14 protein-coding genes are annotated in these 19,130 nt (G+C 39.0%); all 14 read left to right on the top strand.

Annotation, left to right across the window (positions count from 1 at the left end):
* Positions 1-276: 276 nt before the first annotated feature.
* The 14 genes from topA (at position 277) to V7161_RS23410 (ending at position 19,119) form a co-directional block, all read left to right on the top strand.
* Entirely contained in the window at positions 277-2,355 is a 2,079-nt protein-coding gene (gene topA, locus V7161_RS23475) for a type I DNA topoisomerase (RefSeq protein WP_335715248.1), read from the top strand.
* A gap of 146 nt (positions 2,356-2,501) precedes the next feature.
* Positions 2,502-3,809 (top strand): FADH(2)-oxidizing methylenetetrahydrofolate--tRNA-(uracil(54)-C(5))-methyltransferase TrmFO, encoded by a 1,308-nt coding sequence (gene trmFO / locus V7161_RS23470; RefSeq protein ID WP_335715247.1) that lies wholly within the window; start codon positions 2,502-2,504, stop codon positions 3,807-3,809.
* A 262-nt stretch (positions 3,810-4,071) separates the two neighbouring features.
* Positions 4,072-4,614, top strand: a complete 543-nt coding sequence (gene hslV, locus V7161_RS23465) for an ATP-dependent protease subunit HslV (RefSeq protein ID WP_335715246.1) — start codon at positions 4,072-4,074, stop codon at positions 4,612-4,614.
* 21 nt (positions 4,615-4,635) lie between these two features.
* Positions 4,636-6,039 (top strand): HslU--HslV peptidase ATPase subunit, encoded by a 1,404-nt coding sequence (gene hslU, locus V7161_RS23460; RefSeq protein ID WP_335715245.1) that lies wholly within the window; start codon positions 4,636-4,638, stop codon positions 6,037-6,039.
* A gap of 80 nt (positions 6,040-6,119) precedes the next feature.
* Positions 6,120-6,899 (top strand): GTP-sensing pleiotropic transcriptional regulator CodY, encoded by a 780-nt coding sequence (codY, locus tag V7161_RS23455; protein WP_335715244.1) that lies wholly within the window; start codon positions 6,120-6,122, stop codon positions 6,897-6,899.
* Positions 6,900-7,099: 200 nt separating this feature from the next.
* Positions 7,100-7,804, top strand: a complete 705-nt coding sequence (gene rpsB / locus V7161_RS23450) for a 30S ribosomal protein S2 (RefSeq protein WP_289982282.1) — start codon at positions 7,100-7,102, stop codon at positions 7,802-7,804.
* 133 nt (positions 7,805-7,937) lie between these two features.
* Positions 7,938-8,822: a translation elongation factor Ts gene (gene tsf / locus V7161_RS23445; protein ID WP_223588517.1), complete on the top strand. Its 885-nt coding sequence runs from the start codon at positions 7,938-7,940 to the stop codon at positions 8,820-8,822.
* A 91-nt stretch (positions 8,823-8,913) separates the two neighbouring features.
* On the top strand, positions 8,914-9,639 hold the full coding sequence (gene pyrH, locus V7161_RS23440) for a UMP kinase (RefSeq protein WP_335715243.1): 726 nt from the start codon (positions 8,914-8,916) through the stop codon (positions 9,637-9,639).
* Entirely contained in the window at positions 9,639-10,196 is a 558-nt protein-coding gene (frr, locus tag V7161_RS23435) for a ribosome recycling factor (RefSeq protein WP_223588514.1), read from the top strand. The genes pyrH and frr overlap by 1 nt, the downstream gene beginning before the upstream one ends.
* 217 nt (positions 10,197-10,413) lie before the next feature.
* Positions 10,414-11,193 carry an isoprenyl transferase gene (locus V7161_RS23430; protein ID WP_335715242.1) on the top strand — a complete coding sequence of 260 codons (780 nt, stop codon included), beginning with the start codon at positions 10,414-10,416 and terminating at the stop codon, positions 11,191-11,193.
* A 33-nt stretch (positions 11,194-11,226) separates the two neighbouring features.
* Positions 11,227-12,021 (top strand): phosphatidate cytidylyltransferase, encoded by a 795-nt coding sequence (locus V7161_RS23425; RefSeq protein WP_335715241.1) that lies wholly within the window; start codon positions 11,227-11,229, stop codon positions 12,019-12,021.
* Positions 12,022-12,040: 19 nt separating this feature from the next.
* Positions 12,041-13,183, top strand: coding sequence for a 1-deoxy-D-xylulose-5-phosphate reductoisomerase (dxr, locus tag V7161_RS23420; RefSeq protein WP_335715240.1), 1,143 nt, complete (start codon positions 12,041-12,043; stop codon positions 13,181-13,183).
* A gap of 17 nt (positions 13,184-13,200) precedes the next feature.
* Positions 13,201-14,463, top strand: a complete 1,263-nt coding sequence (gene rseP / locus V7161_RS23415; protein ID WP_335715239.1) for an RIP metalloprotease RseP — start codon at positions 13,201-13,203, stop codon at positions 14,461-14,463.
* 330 nt (positions 14,464-14,793) lie between these two features.
* Complete coding sequence (locus V7161_RS23410; protein WP_335715238.1) at positions 14,794-19,119, top strand: PolC-type DNA polymerase III; 4,326 nt, start codon at positions 14,794-14,796, stop codon at positions 19,117-19,119.
* Positions 19,120-19,130: the final 11 nt, after the last annotated feature.

Here is a 19,130-nt window from a genome sequence, read left to right as displayed (position 1 = left end):
TGGAGAAATTAGCTAAAAAAGGTTGAAATTATTTCTAATATGTTATACATTTTCCATCAGACGTTCGAAAAAAAGAATATTTAAAATAAGTATAAATAAAAATCATTTTATATAGAATTGAAAAACATGGGATAGGGCAGTTTTATTAAGTATTTTATCCGGTTAAATTGGCATAACTGGAATTTAGAAAAACTACTCAACTTGTAAGCCTCTTAGAAACTGGCTTTTTGCCGTCTTCAAGGCGCTTTCATACTTCCCTCTAAGGAGGATATTTGAATGGCAGATTTTCTTGTAATCGTCGAATCGCCAGCAAAAGCGAAAACGATTGAACGATATTTAGGCAATAAATATAAAGTAAAAGCATCCATGGGGCATGTACGGGATTTACCACGAAGTCAAATGGGTGTTAATGCAGAAAACCATTTTGAACCAAAATATATTACCATACGCGGAAAAGGGCCCGTTTTAAAAGAATTAAAGACAGCAGCTAAAAAAGCAAAAAAAGTCTTTCTGGCAGCTGACCCTGATCGCGAAGGGGAAGCAATTGCCTGGCATTTGGCCCATAGTTTGGATGTCGATATTCACTCTGACTGTCGTGTGGTTTTTAATGAAATCACAAAGGATGCGATTAAGGAATCATTTAAACAGCCCCGGCCAATAAACATGGATTTAGTTGATGCCCAGCAAGCGAGAAGAATATTAGACCGTCTCGTCGGTTATAATATCAGCCCACTCTTGTGGAAAAAAGTCAAAAAGGGGCTAAGCGCTGGACGGGTTCAATCTGTTGCTGTCCGACTGATTATTGATCGGGAAAAAGAAATAAAAGCTTTTGTTCCTGAAGAATATTGGACAATTGAAGCAGAATTTCATAAGGGAAAAGATCATTTTAGTGGTGGTTTTCATTCTCTTGTTGGCGGGGAACGAACAGAACTTAAATCAGAGCAGGATGTTAAAACGGTCCTTAAGGAAATCGATGGGAATAAGTTTAAGGTTATCTCCGTTACTAAGAAAGAGCGGAAACGCAATCCGGCGCCTCCTTTTATCACTTCTTCACTGCAGCAGGAAGCCGCAAGAAAGCTAAACTTTCGTGCTAAGAAAACAATGATGCTTGCGCAGCAGCTATACGAAGGAATCGAGCTTGGCAAAGAAGGAACGGTTGGTCTCATAACATACATGAGAACAGACTCCACCCGAATCTCCGAAGTGGCTCAAACTGAGGCAGCAAATTATATTAAAGAAGAATTTGGTGAGAATTATTTAAAAGATGAGCAAAAGAAAGAAAAAAAATCTGCCAATGCCCAGGATGCACATGAAGCGATTCGTCCAACAAGTACCTTTAGGAACCCAGATAGCATAAAAGAGTTTCTCTCACGCGATCAATTTCGGTTATATAAGTTAATATGGGACCGATTTTTAGCAAGCCAAATGGCTCAAGCAGTAATGGATACGATGAGTGTTGATCTGCAAAATGGCAATGTCCTATTCCGGTCCACTGGCTCAAAAATAAAGTTTCCGGGCTTTATGAAGGTCTATGTCGAGGGAACCGATGATCAAGTGGATGGTCCGAATAAGATGCTCCCTGACCTAAAAGAAGGGGACGAAATATTTCAAAAGGATATTGACCCTAAACAGCATTTTACGCAGCCGCCGCCAAGGTACACAGAAGCAAGGCTTGTCAAAACGTTAGAGGAGCTCGGAATTGGACGACCGTCCACATATGCTCCAACATTAGATACAATTCAAAAACGCGGTTATGTTGCTCTTGATAACAAACGTTTTGTCCCAACTGAGCTTGGAGAAATTGTCGATGAAGTGATGATGGAATTTTTTCCAGAAATCATAGATGTGGAATTTACAGCCAGATTGGAAAAAGGATTAGACTATGTTGAAGATGGAAAAATGCAGTGGGTAAAACTGATTGATGCATTTTACATTGATTTCGAGAAACATTTAAAAATAGCGGAACAGGAAATGGAAAAAATAGAAATAAAAGACGAACCGGCAGGAGAAGATTGTGAGAACTGTGGCAGTCCGATGGTTTTTAAGATGGGACGGTACGGTAAGTTTATGGCCTGCAGCAATTTCCCTGATTGCCGCAACACAAAACCAATTGTCAAAGAAATCGGGGTAACTTGTCCTACATGTAAAGAAGGGCAAATTATCGAACGTAAAAGCAAGAAAAAAAGACTGTTTTTCGGATGCACCAATTATCCGGAATGTGAGTTTATTTCCTGGGATAAACCACTGCCAAGAACTTGTCCTAAATGCGAAGGACTCCTTGTAGAAAAGAAATTAAAAAAGGGTGTCCAAGTTCAATGTGTAAGTTGTGATTACAAGGAAGAACCGCAAAGCTAAAGAGTGGGCAAAGCCCGCTCTTTTATTTTTATTGGTATTTAAAACTTTTTTCTTTTTGATTCGTATAGTACAATGCAAGTTGGACTTAAATGAGGGAAGGTTATTGATATACATATTCCATCAGCAAGATTTCAGGAGGTTTATATATGAAAGATGTAACAGTTAACGTAGTTGGTGCGGGACTTGCCGGCAGTGAAGCTGCATGGCAGATTGCAAAACGAGGAGTAAAGGTGCGTTTATTCGAAATGCGTCCTGTTAGACAAACCCCTGCACATCATACCGATAAATTCGCTGAATTAGTTTGCAGCAATTCATTAAGAGCGAATACATTAACTAATGCAGTGGGTGTATTAAAAGAGGAAATGAGGAGGCTGGATTCTGTTATTATTGCGGCTGCTGATACCTGCTCTGTCCCGGCGGGGGGCGCGTTGGCGGTGGACCGCCATGAATTTGCTGCGAAAGTGACGGAAATGGTGAAAAACCATGAAAATGTAACCGTTATGAATGAAGAAGTAACAGAGATTCCATCTGGCCCAACTGTAATTGCAACTGGGCCGCTGACTAGTCCTGACCTTTCAGCGCAATTAAAAAACCTTACCGGAGAAGATTATCTTTATTTTTATGATGCTGCAGCCCCTATCCTTGAAAAAGACAGCATTGATATGGAGAAAGTGTATTTGAAATCTCGATATGATAAGGGTGAAGCTGCCTATTTAAATTGCCCGATGACAGAGGAAGAGTTTAATCGTTTTTATGAAGCGTTAATCGCTGCAGAAACGGTCCCATTGAAGGAATTTGAAAAGGAAATCTTTTTTGAAGGCTGTATGCCGATTGAAGTCATGGCTTCAAGAGGAAGGAAGACCATGCTGTTTGGGCCATTAAAACCAGTTGGGCTTGAGGATCCGAAAACAGGGAAGAGACCATTTGCAGTTGTACAGCTGCGGCAGGACGATGCCGCCGGAACTCTTTTCAATATTGTCGGTTTTCAAACACATTTAAAATGGGGCGCCCAAAAGGAAGTCATTCAATTAATTCCAGGGCTGGAGAATGCAGAAATTATCCGTTATGGAGTTATGCACCGGAATACGTTTATTAATTCACCGAAGGTATTAAAGGCTACCTACCAATTCCGAAATCGCGAAGATTTATTTTTTGCTGGTCAAATGACGGGAGTAGAAGGATATGTGGAATCGGCTGCCAGCGGATTAATTGCTGGAATAAACGCCGCTCGTCTTGTAGAAGGAATGGAAACAATCGAGTTTCCTGCTGAAACCTCTATCGGCAGTATGGCTCGTTATATCACAACGGCAAATCCAGATAATTTTCAGCCGATGAATGCGAACTTTGGATTATTTCCGGAGCTTCCTGTAAAGATAAAAGGAAAGCAGGAAAGAAATTTACAACATGCAAATCGTGCGTTAGAAACAATTCAGAACTTTGTGAAAGTTTTGTAAAATTTATTGCAAGGGCTATTGAATTATGTTACTATTTAGTAGCCCTTGTGAAGTAAGCCCTAAGGAAAAGCAATTGTGAATCTTTTATTAAAGTTTTTTAAGGAGTATTTACAATTAAAGAGGAATTACGCACAATATAAAATTGAACATTATCATCATGATATCAGTGATTTCCTATAGGTTATTTGCGTATGTATTTACAGTTACATAATTATTTTTTATTTTATGTATATCTGACTACTCCTGAAGGAGGATGATTGGTATGAATCAATTTCATGCGACAACTATATTTGCTATCCATCATAATGGGGAATGTTCAATGTCCGGTGATGGTCAAGTGACATTTGGAAATGCTGTTGTGATGAAACACACAGCAAGAAAAGTGCGAAAGATATTTAATGGCAAAGTCTTAGCCGGTTTTGCGGGTTCAGTTGCAGACGCTTTCACTCTTTTTGAACTATTTGAAGGGAAACTAGAGGAATTTAACGGCAATCTTCAAAGGGCAGCTGTTGAGCTTGCGAAAGAGTGGAGAAACGATAAGATTTTAAGAAAGCTTGAAGCTATGCTAATTGTCATGGACCGAGAAAATTTACTGCTTGTTTCAGGAACTGGAGAAGTAATCGAACCTGATGATGGGATTCTTGCCATAGGCTCGGGTGGAAATTACGCTTTATCTGCAGGACGTTCCTTAAAGAAATATGCTGGAGAGCATCTATCTGCAAAAGAAATTGCCAAAGCTTCTTTAGAAATAGCTGCTGAAATTTGTGTTTACACGAACCACAATATTATCGTGGAAGAGCTATAACGGAAAGGAGACTTGAAATAAATGGGACGAACAACTAATTTAACCCCGAGACAAATTGTTGAAAAACTGGATCAATATATTATTGGGCAAAAGGATGCTAAGAAGGCAGTTGCAATTGCGTTAAGGAACCGATACAGACGAGGCTTATTGAATGAAAAGCTTCGGGATGAGATTATTCCTAAAAACATTTTGATGATTGGTCCTACAGGTGTTGGAAAAACCGAAATCGCAAGAAGAATCGCTAAATTGGTGGGTGCACCATTTATCAAAGTGGAAGCCACTAAATTTACCGAAGTAGGCTATGTAGGCCGTGATGTGGAATCAATGGTCCGCGATTTAGCTGAAACCTCTGTCCGCTTGGTAAAAGAAGATCGAATGAATAGTGTAAAAGAACGTGCCGAAGAAAATGCGAATGTAAGACTTGTCGATTTGCTTGTTCCTTCTGCAAAAAAGTCTAATAACTATAAGAATCCTCTGGAAATGTTATTCGGAGGCGGTAGTTCATCTGGAGAGCAGGAAAATCATCAAGAAGATTATTCTATTCAAGAAAAGCGGAAAATTGTGAAAGAAAAGCTGGCACTCGGACAGCTTGAGGAAGAAATCGTTACGGTTGAAGTTGAAGAGCAGGCTCCGTCGATGTTTGATATGCTTCAAGGCTCAGGAATTGAACAAATGGGAATGAATATGCAGGATGCCTTAAGCAGTTTTATGCCGAAGAAACGCAAAAAAAGAAAATTAACTGTTCGTGAAGCAAGAAAGGTCTTAACAAATGAAGAGGCTTCAAAGCTAATTGATATGGACGAAGTATCCTCCGAAGCTATTTATCGAGCTGAACAAACAGGTATCATATTCATCGATGAAATCGACAAAATTGCAAGCAAAAATTCAGGGGGTTCTTCTGCGGATGTGTCACGAGAAGGCGTTCAAAGGGATATTTTGCCTGTTGTTGAGGGATCCACTGTGGTAACAAAATATGGATCGATTAAAACTGATCATATTTTATTTATTGCTGCGGGCGCTTTCCATATGGCAAAACCTTCAGATTTAATTCCCGAGCTTCAAGGACGTTTTCCAATCCGCGTTGAGCTGACAAAATTAACGGTTGAGGACTTTTTTCGGATTCTAATCGAGCCAGATAATGCATTAATTAAACAATATCAAGCATTATTGGAAACAGAAGGTATACAAATTGAATTTTCTGACGATGCTATTCGTAGAATAGCCGAAGTAGCTTACGAGGTGAATCAAAATACAGACAATATTGGGGCAAGAAGACTTCATACGATTTTAGAGAAGCTTTTAGAAGATCTTTCGTTTGAAGCTCCAGAAATTTCGATGGAGAAAATCAGCATCACGCCGCAATATGTAGAAGAAAAACTTGGAGCTATTTCTAAAAATAAAGATTTAAGTCAATTTATTCTTTAGAGCGAATTGCCTAATAGGTTGCAGTAATCGTTTTAATAAAAAATTTAATAATGGTTGTAGTTAATTAGGAGGAAAAACAGATGGATTTACTTACAAAAACAAGAAGGATTAATGTTTTATTGCAAAAAGCAGCAGGGAAGCCTGTAAACTTTAAAGAAATGTCGGAAATTTTAAGTGAAATTATTGAATCAAATGTTTACATCGTTAGTCGCCGCGGAAAGCTCCTAGGTTATTCGATTTATCAGCAAATCGAAAATGAAAGAATGAAAAAGATGTTTGAAGATCGTCAATTTCCTGAAGAATATACAAACAGCTTATTCAATCTTCAAGAAACATCTTCGAACCTTGATATTGAAAGCCAATATACAGCTTTTCCAGTTGAAAATAGAGATTTATTCCGTGAAGGATTAACCACGATTGTACCAATTATTGGTGGAGGGGAGCGCCTAGGAACGTTAATTTTGGCAAGATTACATGAGAAGTTTCATGATGATGATCTTATTCTTGCGGAATATGGTGCAACTGTTGTTGGTACAGAAATTTTACATGAAAAATCACAAGAAATTGAAGAAGAAGCAAGAAGTAAAGCTGTTGTTCAAATGGCGATTAGTTCATTATCATACAGTGAGCTTGAAGCGATTGAACATATTTTTGAAGAACTTAATGGTCATGAAGGCTTATTAGTTGCCTCCAAGATTGCAGATCGTGTTGGGATTACACGTTCTGTGATTGTTAACGCATTAAGAAAGCTTGAAAGTGCCGGAGTAATTGAATCACGTTCCCTTGGAATGAAAGGAACTTACATCAAAGTGTTAAATGATAAGTTTCTTGTTGAGCTTGATAAATTAAAGTCTAATTAATTAGATAAAAAATTCCCGGCCTTTGCCGGGGATTTTTAATTTTAATAAACTTTCCCTTGATTGTATGAGTCACATATGCTATATTATTTCATGGTGTTAATACACACGCCTGTTGATTTAAGCAGATGGTGCTGTAAATTACAGTTTCTGTTTAAAAATGAGACAAGCGGAGGAAAACAAACCACTAGGAGGAAAAACAAATGTCAGTAATTTCAATGAAGCAATTGCTTGAAGCTGGTGTACATTTCGGACACCAAACTCGCCGTTGGAACCCTAAGATGAAGAAATATATCTTCACTGAGCGTAACGGTATCTACATCATCGACCTTCAAAAAACAGTTAAAAAAGTTGAAGAAGCTTATAACTGGGTAAAGGATCTTGCTGGTAACGGCGGAACAATTCTTTTCGTTGGTACTAAGAAGCAAGCTCAAGATTCTGTTAAAGAAGAAGCTGGCCGTTCTGGTATGTACTATGTAAACCAACGCTGGTTAGGTGGTACTTTAACAAACTTCGAAACAATCCAAAAGCGTATTGGCCGCTTAAAAGATATCGAAAGAATGTCTGAAGACGGTACTTTCGAAGTATTACCTAAAAAAGAAGTTGTTCAATTGAAGAAAGAACAAGAACGCCTTGAAAAATTCTTAGGCGGTATCAAAGATATGAAGCAGCTTCCAGATGCATTATTCATCATTGATCCTCGTAAAGAGCGCATCGCAGTTGCTGAAGCTAAGAAATTAAACATTCCTATCGTAGGTATTGTTGATACAAACTGTGATCCAGACGAAATCGACGTAGTTATCCCTGCGAATGACGACGCGATTCGTGCGGTTAAACTTTTAACTGGTAAAATGGCTGATGCCATCCTTGAAGCAAAACAAGGTGAAGAAGTAGCAGTTGAAGCTTAATTAAATGAAGTGATCAAATTAAAAGGTGATAAGAGGGAGACCCTTTATCACCTTTTTTTAAAGAATGTTTATCTTTAGTTTGAATGGCTAAGATATGAGTATAGTACATAGTAATTAAAGGAGGAAAAAAATTATGGCAGTTACTGCTCAAATGGTAAAAGAACTTCGTGAAAAAACGGGCGCAGGAATGATGGATTGTAAAAACGCGCTAACAGAAACTAATGGAGATATGGATCAAGCAATTGATTGGTTACGTGAAAAAGGTATTTCAAAAGCTGCTAAGAAGGCAGACCGTATTGCTGCTGAAGGATTAGCTGCTATTTCTGTGGAAGGTAACGATGCAGTTATCCTTGAAGTAAACTCTGAAACAGATTTCGTTGCGAAAAATGAAGGTTTCCAAACTCTTGTTCAAGAGCTTTCTGCACACCTTCTTAAAAACAAGCCAGCTACTGTTGAAGAAGCTACTGCACAAAAAATGGAAAACGGAACAACTGTTGAAGAGCACATCAATGCAGCGATTGCAAAAATTGGTGAAAAGCTTTCACTTCGCCGTTTTGCTCTAGTATCAAAAACAGATAACGATGCATTTGGTGCATACCTTCACATGGGCGGCCGTATCGCTGTATTAACAGTTCTAGAGGGTACAACTGATGCAAGTGCAGCAAAAGACGTATCCATGCATATTGCTGCATTAAATCCAAAATATGTTTCTCGTGACCAAGTTTCACAGGATGAAATTGAGCGCGAGCGTCAAGTTCTAACACAACAAGCACTTAACGAAGGTAAGCCTGAAAATATTGTTGCTAAAATGGTAGAAGGCCGTCTTGGAAAGTACTTTGAAGATGTTTGTGTACTGGACCAAACTTTTGTTAAGAACCCTGACCAAAAGGTCCGTCAATTTGTTGAATCAAAAGGTGCTACTGTTCGTGAGTTCATTCGTTACGAAGTAGGAGAAGGCATCGAAAAGCGTGAAGATAACTTTGCTGAAGAAGTTATGAATCAAGTTAATAAACAATAGTCAAAGTTACAGAAATAGTTTTTAAATAGGGGACACGTTGTGTTCCCTATTTTTAAAGAGTAAGCTAATTTACATAATTACGGAGGTTTATATGAGCGGTCCTAAGTACAAACGCGTTGTTTTAAAATTAAGCGGTGAGGCACTTGCAGGTGAATCAAGCTTTGGAATTAAACCTTCTGTTATCAAATCGATCGCAGTACAAGTGAAAGAAATAGCAGAATTAGGTGTTGAAGTAGCAGTCGTAGTTGGCGGCGGCAATATTTGGCGTGGTAAAATTGGCAGTGAAATGGGGATGGATCGGGCAACTGCTGATTATATGGGAATGCTGGCTACTGTTATGAATTCATTAGCGCTTCAAGACAGTTTAGAACACCTTGGTATTGAATCACGTGTGCAAACTTCAATCGAGATGCGTCAGGTTGCTGAGCCCTATATTAGACGCCGGGCAATCCGACATTTGGAGAAAAAACGTGTTGTTATTTTTGCAGCAGGCACAGGAAATCCATATTTCTCAACAGATACTACTGCTGCTCTGCGTGCAGCTGAAATTGATGCGGAAGTTATTTTAATGGCAAAGAATAATGTTGATGGAGTATATTCTGCAGACCCGCGTATAGATGCAAATGCTGTTAAATATGATGATTTATCATTCCTTGATGTACTAAAGGAAGGATTAGCAGTTATGGACTCAACCGCTTCTTCTTTATGTATGGATAATGATATTCCGCTTATTGTATTCTCGATTATGGAACAAGGTAATATTAAAAAAGCCGTTATGGGTGAAAAAATTGGAACAATAGTTAGGGGGAAAAACTAATGCCAAAACAAGTCATCAGCCAGACGAAAGAAAGAATGACAAAAGGTATTCAATCCTATACTCGTGAGCTTGCCAGTATCCGTGCAGGAAGAGCGAGTGCATCTCTATTAGACAGAATAACTGTTGACTATTATGGTGCGCCAACCCCTGTGAATCAGTTGGCAGGGATTACAACACCAGAAGCAAGATTACTTGTGATTCAGCCTTACGACAAATCCATTCTTGGTGAGATAGAAAAAGCCATTCTTAAATCTGATTTAGGCTTAAATCCAAGCAATGACGGATCGATTATTCGTATTGCCATCCCGCAATTAACAGAAGAGCGCCGTAAGGAGCTTGTCAAAGTGGTAAAAAAGGCATCTGAAGAAGCTAAAATTGCTATTCGAAACATTCGCCGGGATGCAAATGACGATTTGAAGAAGCTTGAGAAAAACGGGGAAATTACCGAAGATGCCCTTCGTGGATATTCTGATGATATTCAAAAGTTAACCGATGAACATATCAATAAAATTGATCAAATCACAAAAGACAAAGAAAAAGAAATTATGGAAGTGTAAGATTAAACATATATTGAACCCTCTGTAAAGGGGGTTTTTTTCACTATTTATTAGGGATAACATTATTCTTAATTCCTTTTATTTTACATAAGGTATTTAATAGAGATATATTCCTGCTTTTTTGGTATGATAATAGCAGACTACCTTAAAGCATACATACATATGAAGTTTCACTTTATATCGGAGGAACTGATTAATTAATTGGAGGAGCAATGTTATGTTTAATAAAATAAGGCTTTGGAAGAACCAAAATAACTCTTCCACACTCCGAGATAAAATAGAAGCAATAAAAAAATTACCTGTTCCTGAACATGTAGCGATTATTATGGATGGTAATGGTCGTTGGGCTAAAAAAAGAGCCCTGCCACGGATTGCCGGTCATCATGAAGGCATGAAGGTTGTCCGAAAAACAACAATGCTGGCAAATGATTTAGGGGTTAAAACGTTGACTTTATACGCATTTTCAACAGAAAATTGGAAACGTCCAAAAAACGAAGTGGAATATATCATGAAATTACCTGAAGAATTTTTGGGCACCTTTCTTCCTGAATTAGTTGAAAATAATGTTCAAGTAAAAATGATGGGATATAAAAATCAGCTTCCAGTACATACACTTCATGCGATTGAAAAAGCTATGGAAGAAACTAAACATAATAATGGACTAGTTTTAAACTTTGCCTTAAATTATGGAAGCAGAGCTGAAATTATCGATGCAGTAAAACAGGTCTTAAATGATAGCAAAAGTGGTATATTAAAAGAGAACGAGCTGGACGAACAAGTATTTTCTTCCTATTTAATGACATCAGAATTCGCCGACCCGGATCTTTTAATTCGAACCAGTGGTGAAATCCGCTTGAGCAATTTTATGCTTTGGCAATTGGCATACTCTGAGTTTTGGTTTACGGATGTATTATGGCCTGATTTTAGTGAAGAACATTTATTAGAAGCCATTGAAGTATTCCAAAAACGCCAGCGCCGTTTTGGTGGAATATTGTAGACCTCAAAGATCATAAAGGTGTTGAACTATTAAATGAAGCAAAGAATTATTACAGGAGTTATAGCTGCAGCCCTTTTTCTGCCAATCGTTTTTTATGGCGGGCTTCCAGTTGTAATATTATCTTATTTTTTAGCGACAATTGGATTATATGAATTGTTAAAAATGAAAAATCTTAACATTTTTTCCGTTCATGGATTACTATCTCTTTTGTTTCTCTGGGTCATTCTTTTCCCTGAGAAATATAATTACATTATCGATAGCTTTTATTATTCGAAAACAGAGCTTTGTATTGTGTTTATCATGTTGTTACTAACGTATACTGTGATAACGAAAAATCGATATACATTTGAAGATGCCGCTTTTTCTCTACTTTCTGCCATTTATGTAGGCATTGGCTTCTATTTCTTTTTTGAAACCCGCGATGAAGGCGGACTTGTATTCATTTTTTATTCTTTATTTATTATCTGGGCAACAGATTCTGGTGCCTATTTTATCGGAAAAGCACTTGGGAAGAACAAGCTTTGGCCGGAAATTAGTCCAAATAAGACTGTTGAGGGATCAATAGGTGGTGTCGTTTGTGCTGTTATTGTCGCTATCCTGTTTGGATTCCTTTCAAATATCAATGTCGGCTTGCTTCCATTGATGGGAATAACAGTTGTTCTTTCTGTTTTTGGACAAATAGGCGACCTTGTTCAATCGGCCTTTAAACGCCATTTTAATGTGAAAGATTCGGGGAATATCCTGCCTGGACACGGTGGCATTCTTGACCGCTTTGACAGTCTGTTATTTGTTTGGCCGTTGTTACATCTATTCCACCTTTGGTATTAAGCAAGGAAGTGATTCATTTTTGAAAACCATAAGTTTAATGGGTGCCTCAGGCTCAATTGGCACTCAAACCATAGATATCATTCGTGAGCACCCAACTGAATTTAAATTAGCAGCCTTCTCTGTTGGAAATAATATTGATTTCGCTAGGAAAATCATTGTTGAATTTCAGCCAAAGCTGGTTTCTGTACAAGAACATATTGATTGTAATACATTAAAAGCAGAATTTCCGGCAGTGAAATTCACGTATGGTGAGGAAGGGCTTATAGAGGTTGCAACTTACGAGAAGGCAGACATACTCGTTAATGCCGTTTTAGGAAGTGTTGGTTTAAATCCTACTTTACAGGCGATTGAATGCGGCAAAATCATTGCGATTGCCAATAAGGAAACGCTTGTTACGGCTGGGCATTTAGTAATTGAGGCCGCAAAACGAAATAATGTCCCGCTTCTTCCTGTGGACAGTGAGCATTCAGCTATTTTCCAAGCCTTACAAGGTGAGAGGGAGAAGAATATTGAAAGATTAATTCTAACTGCCTCCGGCGGCAGCTTTCGCGACCGAACAAGAGAGGAATTAGAAAATGTTACCGTTAAGGAAGCATTAAATCATCCAAACTGGTCCATGGGGGCTAAGATTACGATTGACTCGGCTACGATGATGAATAAAGGATTAGAAGTCATTGAAGCCCACTGGCTGTTTCAAATGCCCTATGAAAAGATTGATGTGCTGCTGCATAAAGAGAGTATTATCCATTCCATGGTCGAATTCCATGATAGCAGTGTAATCGCCCAATTAGGAACACCGGATATGAGAGTGCCCATCCAATTTGCGCTCACTTACCCAGACAGGCTTCCGCTTCCGTCTTCAAATCGGTTGAATTTGGCTCAGATAGGAAAACTACATTTTCAGGAAATGGATGTTAAACGGTTCCGATGTTTGCATTTTGCCTACTTAGCAGGCCAAGAAGGCGGAACGATGCCGACCGTATTGAATGCTGCGAACGAGGTAGCTGTGGCTGCATTTTTAGAAGGTAAAATTCGTTTCTTACAGATTGAAGATTTGATCGAGAAGGCACTAAGCGCTCATCAAACGATTCAACATCCAAGCTTAACAACGATTCATCAGGTAGATAAAGAAACGAGAGAATATGTACGTTCACTTCTATAAAAAAGGTGGTTTTATTATTGAGTACTGTTATTGCCTTTATTGTGATTTTTGGCGCACTCGTCTTCTTTCATGAATTAGGTCATTTTATTTTTGCGAAAAGAGCAGGTGTCCTCTGCCGTGAATTTGCGATCGGTATGGGCCCAAAAGTATTTACTCATAAAAAAGGTGAAACTACTTACACCATTCGTTTACTACCCATCGGCGGTTTTGTCAGGATGGCAGGCGAAGATCCAGAGATGGTTGAAATTAAGCCAGGCTACCGGATTGGCCTATTATTTGATAAAGCAGATAAAGTAAGCAAAATAATCTTGAATAATAAAGAAAAATATCCAAATTGCCGGATTGTTGAAGTAGAATATGCGGATATTGAAAAAGAACTAATTATTAAAGGTTTTCCAGAAGATGACGAAGAAAACATTCGAACCTTTACGATTCATCCGCAGGCTGTTATCGTGGAAAACGGCGTGGAATCACAAATTGCCCCTATTGACCGTCAATTTGGTTCGAAAACGTTAGGGCAACGATTTATGGCGATTTTTGCAGGACCTATGATGAACTTTGTTCTGGCATTTATTGTTTTTTCCCTTATCGCATTATTACAGGGTGTACCGACTAATGAACCGAAATTAGGGGAAATCACACCTGATGGCGCCGCTAAAGCAGCCGGCCTTCAAAAAGGAGATGTTGTTCAAAGTATCAACGGCTCTGAAATTTCAAGCTGGTCTGATGTTGTTGAAATCATTAGAAAAAACCCTAATGAGCAATTGGATTTCTCAATTATCCGTGATGGAAAAGAGAAAGAAATTCAAGTAACTCCTCTAGAAAAAACGGTTGAAGGTAAAAAAATGGGGTTAATTGGTGTATACAGTCCCTTTGAGAAATCTCCAGTAAAAGCAATTACTGCCGGTGCAAAGGAAACGTATTTCTGGACAAAGCAAATTTTTGTGATGGTTGGAAAATTAGTTACAGGTCAGTTTTCCATTGATGCTCTTTCGGGTCCTGTGGGAATTTATAAGTCTACTGATGAAGTTGCTAAATCGGGGATTTACTATTTAATGAAATGGGCAGGGATTTTAAGCATAAACCTAGGAATTATGAATTTATTGCCTATTCCAGCCCTTGACGGCGGAAGATTAATGTTTTTTGCTGTTGAAGCGGTCAGAGGAAAGCCAATCGACAGACAAAAAGAAGGCATGGTCCACTTTATTGGATTTGCCCTCCTCATGTTACTCATGCTCGTCGTGACTTGGAATGACATTCAAAGATTTTTCTTAAAATAAACAACGGGACCGTAATTGCGGTCCCTTATTTATTTTAGTTGCATTTTTCAAAGAAAATGTTGATTGGAGCGGAAGGCGCGAGACTCCTGCGGGAGTACGGGACAGGTGAGACCCCACAGGCGCTTAGCGCCGAGGAGGCTCACCGGCACGCCCGCGGAAAGCGAAGTGCCTGGAGCGTAAATCAACATCCAAGTTTAATCCATTTGGTAAAAGTGGTTACAAAATGGATGAAGTTTTCTGTCGAATAAAGCCGAATAGTTTTCTATGATGTGATATAATTATTTTTTGACAAAGAGATAATATGATTTTTAATAGATGGGAGAGGGTACGATGAGCGAACATGCCTTAGGCAAAAAAGAGCGATTCCAACTCTTGCTCCAGCAGCTGAAATTGATCGAGGATGCTGTAGTAGTGCATTTCAACAATGCCCAAATTGAACGATTATTGGTTGAAAAAAAAGCAAGGAAGTGGCATTTTCAATTTTCATTCGAGAAAATCCTTCCATATAATGTATATGTTTTATTCGCTTCACAACTCGAAAGAACCTTTGCAAATATTGCCACCATCTCACATGAAATTCGCGTAATTGACCAAACCATATCGGCAGAATTAATACGTGACTATTGGAGTTACGGCATTCAGCAAATAGATGGCATTGCTCCCCCGTTAATAAAGCTATTAAATGAACAAATTCCAGAAGTGAATGGAAATAAGATAACTATTTCTGTCCGTAATGATACAGAAGGTCAAGCATTAAAACGAAAATACGGTGGAATCATCGCTGATATTTTTCAAACCTATGGTTTTCCGAATTTATCGATTGAGACAGAAATTAAAAGTGAAGATAAAAATGAAGAATATCAGCAATTCCTGCTAGCTAAGCAAAAAGAAGACCAGGAACGCGGACTTCAGGCAATGGTAGAATTGCAGAAGAAAGAAGCGGAAAAGGAACAAGCGAGCGGAGAAGTACCGGAAGGACCGCTTTCGATTGGACTTACGATCAAGGATGACAGCGACCTTCGCAGCATGATTGAAATCGTGGATGAAGAAAGACGAGTTACGGTTGAAGGCTACATTTTTAATGCTGAAATTCGTGAATTAAGAAGCGGTCGTTCATTGTTAACCTTTAAAGTTACCGACTATACCAGCTCAATCATGGTAAAAATGTTCTCGCGTGACAAAGAGGATGCCGCGCTGTTCCAGCTTGTAAAAAAAGGTATGTGGGTTAGGGTACGCGGAAGTATTCAAAATGACACCTTTGTCCGTGACCTCGTTATGATTGGAAACGATATTAATGAAATTAAACCTGAAGGGCGGAAAGATACTGCTCCTGAAGGGGAAAAACGTGTTGAGCTTCACCTGCATACACCTATGAGTCAAATGGACGCTGTTACACCAGTAAGTACGCTAATTGCCCAAGCAAAAAAATGGGGCCATAAGGCTATTGCTGTTACGGATCATGCCGTTGCTCAATCCTTCCCAGAGGCATTCGGCGCCGGAAAGAAAAATGATATCAAAATTTTATACGGTGTAGAAGTGAACCTAGTAGATGATGGTGTACCAATCGCTTATAATGATGCCCACCGACTATTGGCTGAAGATACGTTTGTTGTCTTTGACGTTGAAACAACTGGACTTTCTGCTGTTTATGATACCATTATCGAGCTTGCAGCCGTTAAAGTGAAGGATGGGGATATCATTGATCGCTTTGAGTCGTTTGCTAATCCGCATCACCGGCTTTCAGCAACGACAATCAACTTAACTGGAATTACCGATGATATGGTGCAAAATGCTCCTGAGGTCGAAGAAGTATTGCGGAAATTCCATGATTGGGTTGGAGATTCAGTCCTTGTTGCCCATAATGCTTCCTTCGATATGGGGTTTTTGAATGTAGGCTATAAACAAATTGGCTTGGAAAAAGCAAAAAATCCAGTTATTGATACACTCGAGCTTGGTCGTTTCCTTTATCCAGAATTAAAAAACCATCGTTTAAATACGTTAACCAAGAAGTTTGATATTGAATTAACACAGCATCACCGTGCAATTTATGACGCGGAAGCAACTGGATATTTGTTATTAAAAATGTTAAAGGATGCCCTTGAAAAAGGAATTGAGTACCATGATGAATTTAACGATAATATGGGAAAAGGAAATGCCTATCAGCGGGCTCGTCCTTATCACTGCACTTTATTAGCACAAAACGAACCAGGCTTAAAGAACTTATTTAAACTCATCTCGATTTCTCATATCGAATATTTTTATAGAGTTCCACGTATTCCGAGGTCTGTTCTTCAAAAATATCGAGAAGGTATTATTGTTGGTTCTGCCTGTAATAAAGGCGAAGTGTTTGAAGGGATGATGCAGAAGTCTCCGGAAGAAGTAGAGGCTTTTGCTGGATTCTACGACTATCTTGAAGTTATGCCAAAGGAAGTTAATGCTCCATTGATTGAAATGGAATTGGTCCGTGATGAAAAGGCCATGGAAGATATTATTTCAAAAATTGTTGCCCTCGGTGATAAATTAGGGATTCCAGTTGTTGCAACCGGGAATGTCCATTATTTAAATGAAAATGATAAAATTTATCGAAAAATATTAATTAATTCACAGGGTGGAGCTAATCCTCTTAATCGTCATGAACTGCCGGACGTTCATTTTCGAACAACGAATGAAATGCTCGAAGCATTCTCGTTCCTCGGCAAAGAGAAAGCAAAAGAGATTGTCGTGACAAACACCAATAAAATTGCTGATATGATTGAAGTTATAAAACCTATTAAAGACGATTTATATACCCCGAAAATTGAAGGTGCTGATGAGGAAATGCGTGAGATGAGTTACGCCATGGCACGAAGTATTTACGGGGATACCCTGCCAGAAATTGTGGAAGCCAGACTTGAGAAAGAATTAAAAAGTATTATCGGCCATGGGTTTGCCGTTATTTATTTGATTTCACACAAACTCGTGAAAAAATCCTTAGATGATGGTTACCTTGTAGGCTCTCGAGGATCGGTCGGTTCTTCACTTGTCGCAACCATGACCGAAATAACCGAAGTAAATCCATTGCCGCCACATTATGTCTGCCCAACCTGCAAACACTCGGAGTTCTTTAATGATGGATCTGTAGGATCTGGTTTTGATTTGCCTGATAAAAATTGTCCAAATTGCGGTGATAAATACCGTAAGGATGGTCATGATATCCCGTTCGAAACCTTCCTCGGATTTAAGGGGGACAAGGTTCCCGATATCGATTTGAACTTCTCGGGAGAATATCAGCCGCGTGCTCATAACTATACAAAAGTCTTGTTCGGTGAAGAATATGTTTACCGTGCCGGAACAATTGGCACGGTTGCGGATAAAACGGCATTTGGATACGTTAAAGCTTATCAGCAAGACAATAATCTGCAAATCCGCGGTGCGGAAGTGGAGCGCCTCGCTTCAGGCTGCACAGGAGTAAAGAGAACAACGGGACAGCACCCCGGCGGTATTATTGTTATTCCGGATTATATGGATGTTTATGATTTTACACCGATTCAATTTCCTGCGGATGATAGAAATTCTGAATGGAAAACAACCCATTTTGATTTCCATTCCATCCATGATAATGTTTTAAAGCTTGATATCCTTGGTCACGACGACCCTACGGTCATTAGGATGCTTCAGGACTTGAGCGGAATGGATCCAAAAACGATTCCTACTGATGACCCAGAAGTCATGAAAATCTTTAGCGGTACGGAATCATTAGGTGTAACCGAGGATCAAATCATGTGTAAAACAGGAACACTTGGTATCCCTGAATTCGGTACCCGTTTTGTTCGTCAGATGCTTGAGGATACGAAACCAACGACGTTTTCAGAATTGGTCCAAATCTCAGGTCTATCACATGGAACGGATGTATGGCTGGGAAATGCCCAGGAGTTAATCCATAATAAGATCTGTAATCTGAGTGAAGTAATCGGCTGTCGTGACGATATCATGGTCTATCTCATTTACCAAGGCCTTGAGCCGTCTTTTGCCTTTAAGATTATGGAATCAGTTCGTAAAGGTAAAGGCTTAAGCGAAGAAATGGAAGCAGAAATGCGGAAGAATGAAGTGCCGGAATGGTACATTGACTCTTGTAAGAAAATAAAATACATGTTCCCGAAAGCCCATGCTGCAGCCTATGTATTAATGGCTGTCAGGATTGCTTATTTTAAAGTTCATCTTCCTCTCCTTTATTATGCTGCCTATTTTACAGTCCGTGCGGAGGATTTTGACATTGAGGCAATGTCACGCGGTTCAGAAGCCATTAAGGCAAAAATCGAAGAAATCAATGCTAAGGGTCTAGAGGCTTCTAACAAGGAGAAAAACTTATTGACCGTAATGGAACTGGCGCTTGAGATGACTGAAAGAGGCTTTTCCTTCCAAAATTACGATTTATACAAATCTGATGCATCAGAATTTATCATTGAAGGAAATACACTAATTCCACCGTTTAATTCGATTCCTGGACTTGGAACGAATGCGGCCTTTAATATTGTGAAGGCAAGAGGAGATGGAGAGTTTTTATCAAAAGAAGACCTGCAGCAGCGCGGCAAGGTATCAAAAACCATACTGGAGTATTTAGATAAACAAGGCTGTTTAAAATCTCTACCAGAACAAAACCAGTTATCCCTTTTCTAACTTTTTTTAAC

Source organism: Neobacillus drentensis, from assembly GCF_036965425.1.
GTDB classification, from domain to species: Bacteria; Bacillota; Bacilli; order Bacillales; family Cytobacillaceae; genus Neobacillus; species Neobacillus drentensis_F.
The sequence above is the reverse complement of the archived record's forward strand: the minus strand, read 5'-3'. Positions and strand labels throughout refer to the sequence as shown.

What these genes read in the sequence shown, in the direction of transcription:
- hslU (WP_335715245.1), top strand. Translation starts at nt 4,636, where the DNA reads ATGGGACGAACAACTAATTTAACCCCGAGACAAATTGTTGAAAAACTG.
- V7161_RS23430 (WP_335715242.1), top strand. Translation starts at nt 10,414, where the DNA reads ATGTTTAATAAAATAAGGCTTTGGAAGAACCAAAATAACTCTTCCACA.
- V7161_RS23410 (WP_335715238.1), top strand. Translation starts at nt 14,794, where the DNA reads ATGAGCGAACATGCCTTAGGCAAAAAAGAGCGATTCCAACTCTTGCTC.
- hslV (WP_335715246.1), top strand. Translation starts at nt 4,072, where the DNA reads ATGAATCAATTTCATGCGACAACTATATTTGCTATCCATCATAATGGG.
- frr (WP_223588514.1), top strand. Translation starts at nt 9,639, where the DNA reads ATGCCAAAACAAGTCATCAGCCAGACGAAAGAAAGAATGACAAAAGGT.
- codY (WP_335715244.1), top strand. Translation starts at nt 6,120, where the DNA reads ATGGATTTACTTACAAAAACAAGAAGGATTAATGTTTTATTGCAAAAA.
- tsf (WP_223588517.1), top strand. Translation starts at nt 7,938, where the DNA reads ATGGCAGTTACTGCTCAAATGGTAAAAGAACTTCGTGAAAAAACGGGC.
- pyrH (WP_335715243.1), top strand. Translation starts at nt 8,914, where the DNA reads ATGAGCGGTCCTAAGTACAAACGCGTTGTTTTAAAATTAAGCGGTGAG.
- rpsB (WP_289982282.1), top strand. Translation starts at nt 7,100, where the DNA reads ATGTCAGTAATTTCAATGAAGCAATTGCTTGAAGCTGGTGTACATTTC.
- trmFO (WP_335715247.1), top strand. Translation starts at nt 2,502, where the DNA reads ATGAAAGATGTAACAGTTAACGTAGTTGGTGCGGGACTTGCCGGCAGT.
- topA (WP_335715248.1), top strand. Translation starts at nt 277, where the DNA reads ATGGCAGATTTTCTTGTAATCGTCGAATCGCCAGCAAAAGCGAAAACG.
- V7161_RS23425 (WP_335715241.1), top strand. Translation starts at nt 11,227, where the DNA reads ATGAAGCAAAGAATTATTACAGGAGTTATAGCTGCAGCCCTTTTTCTG.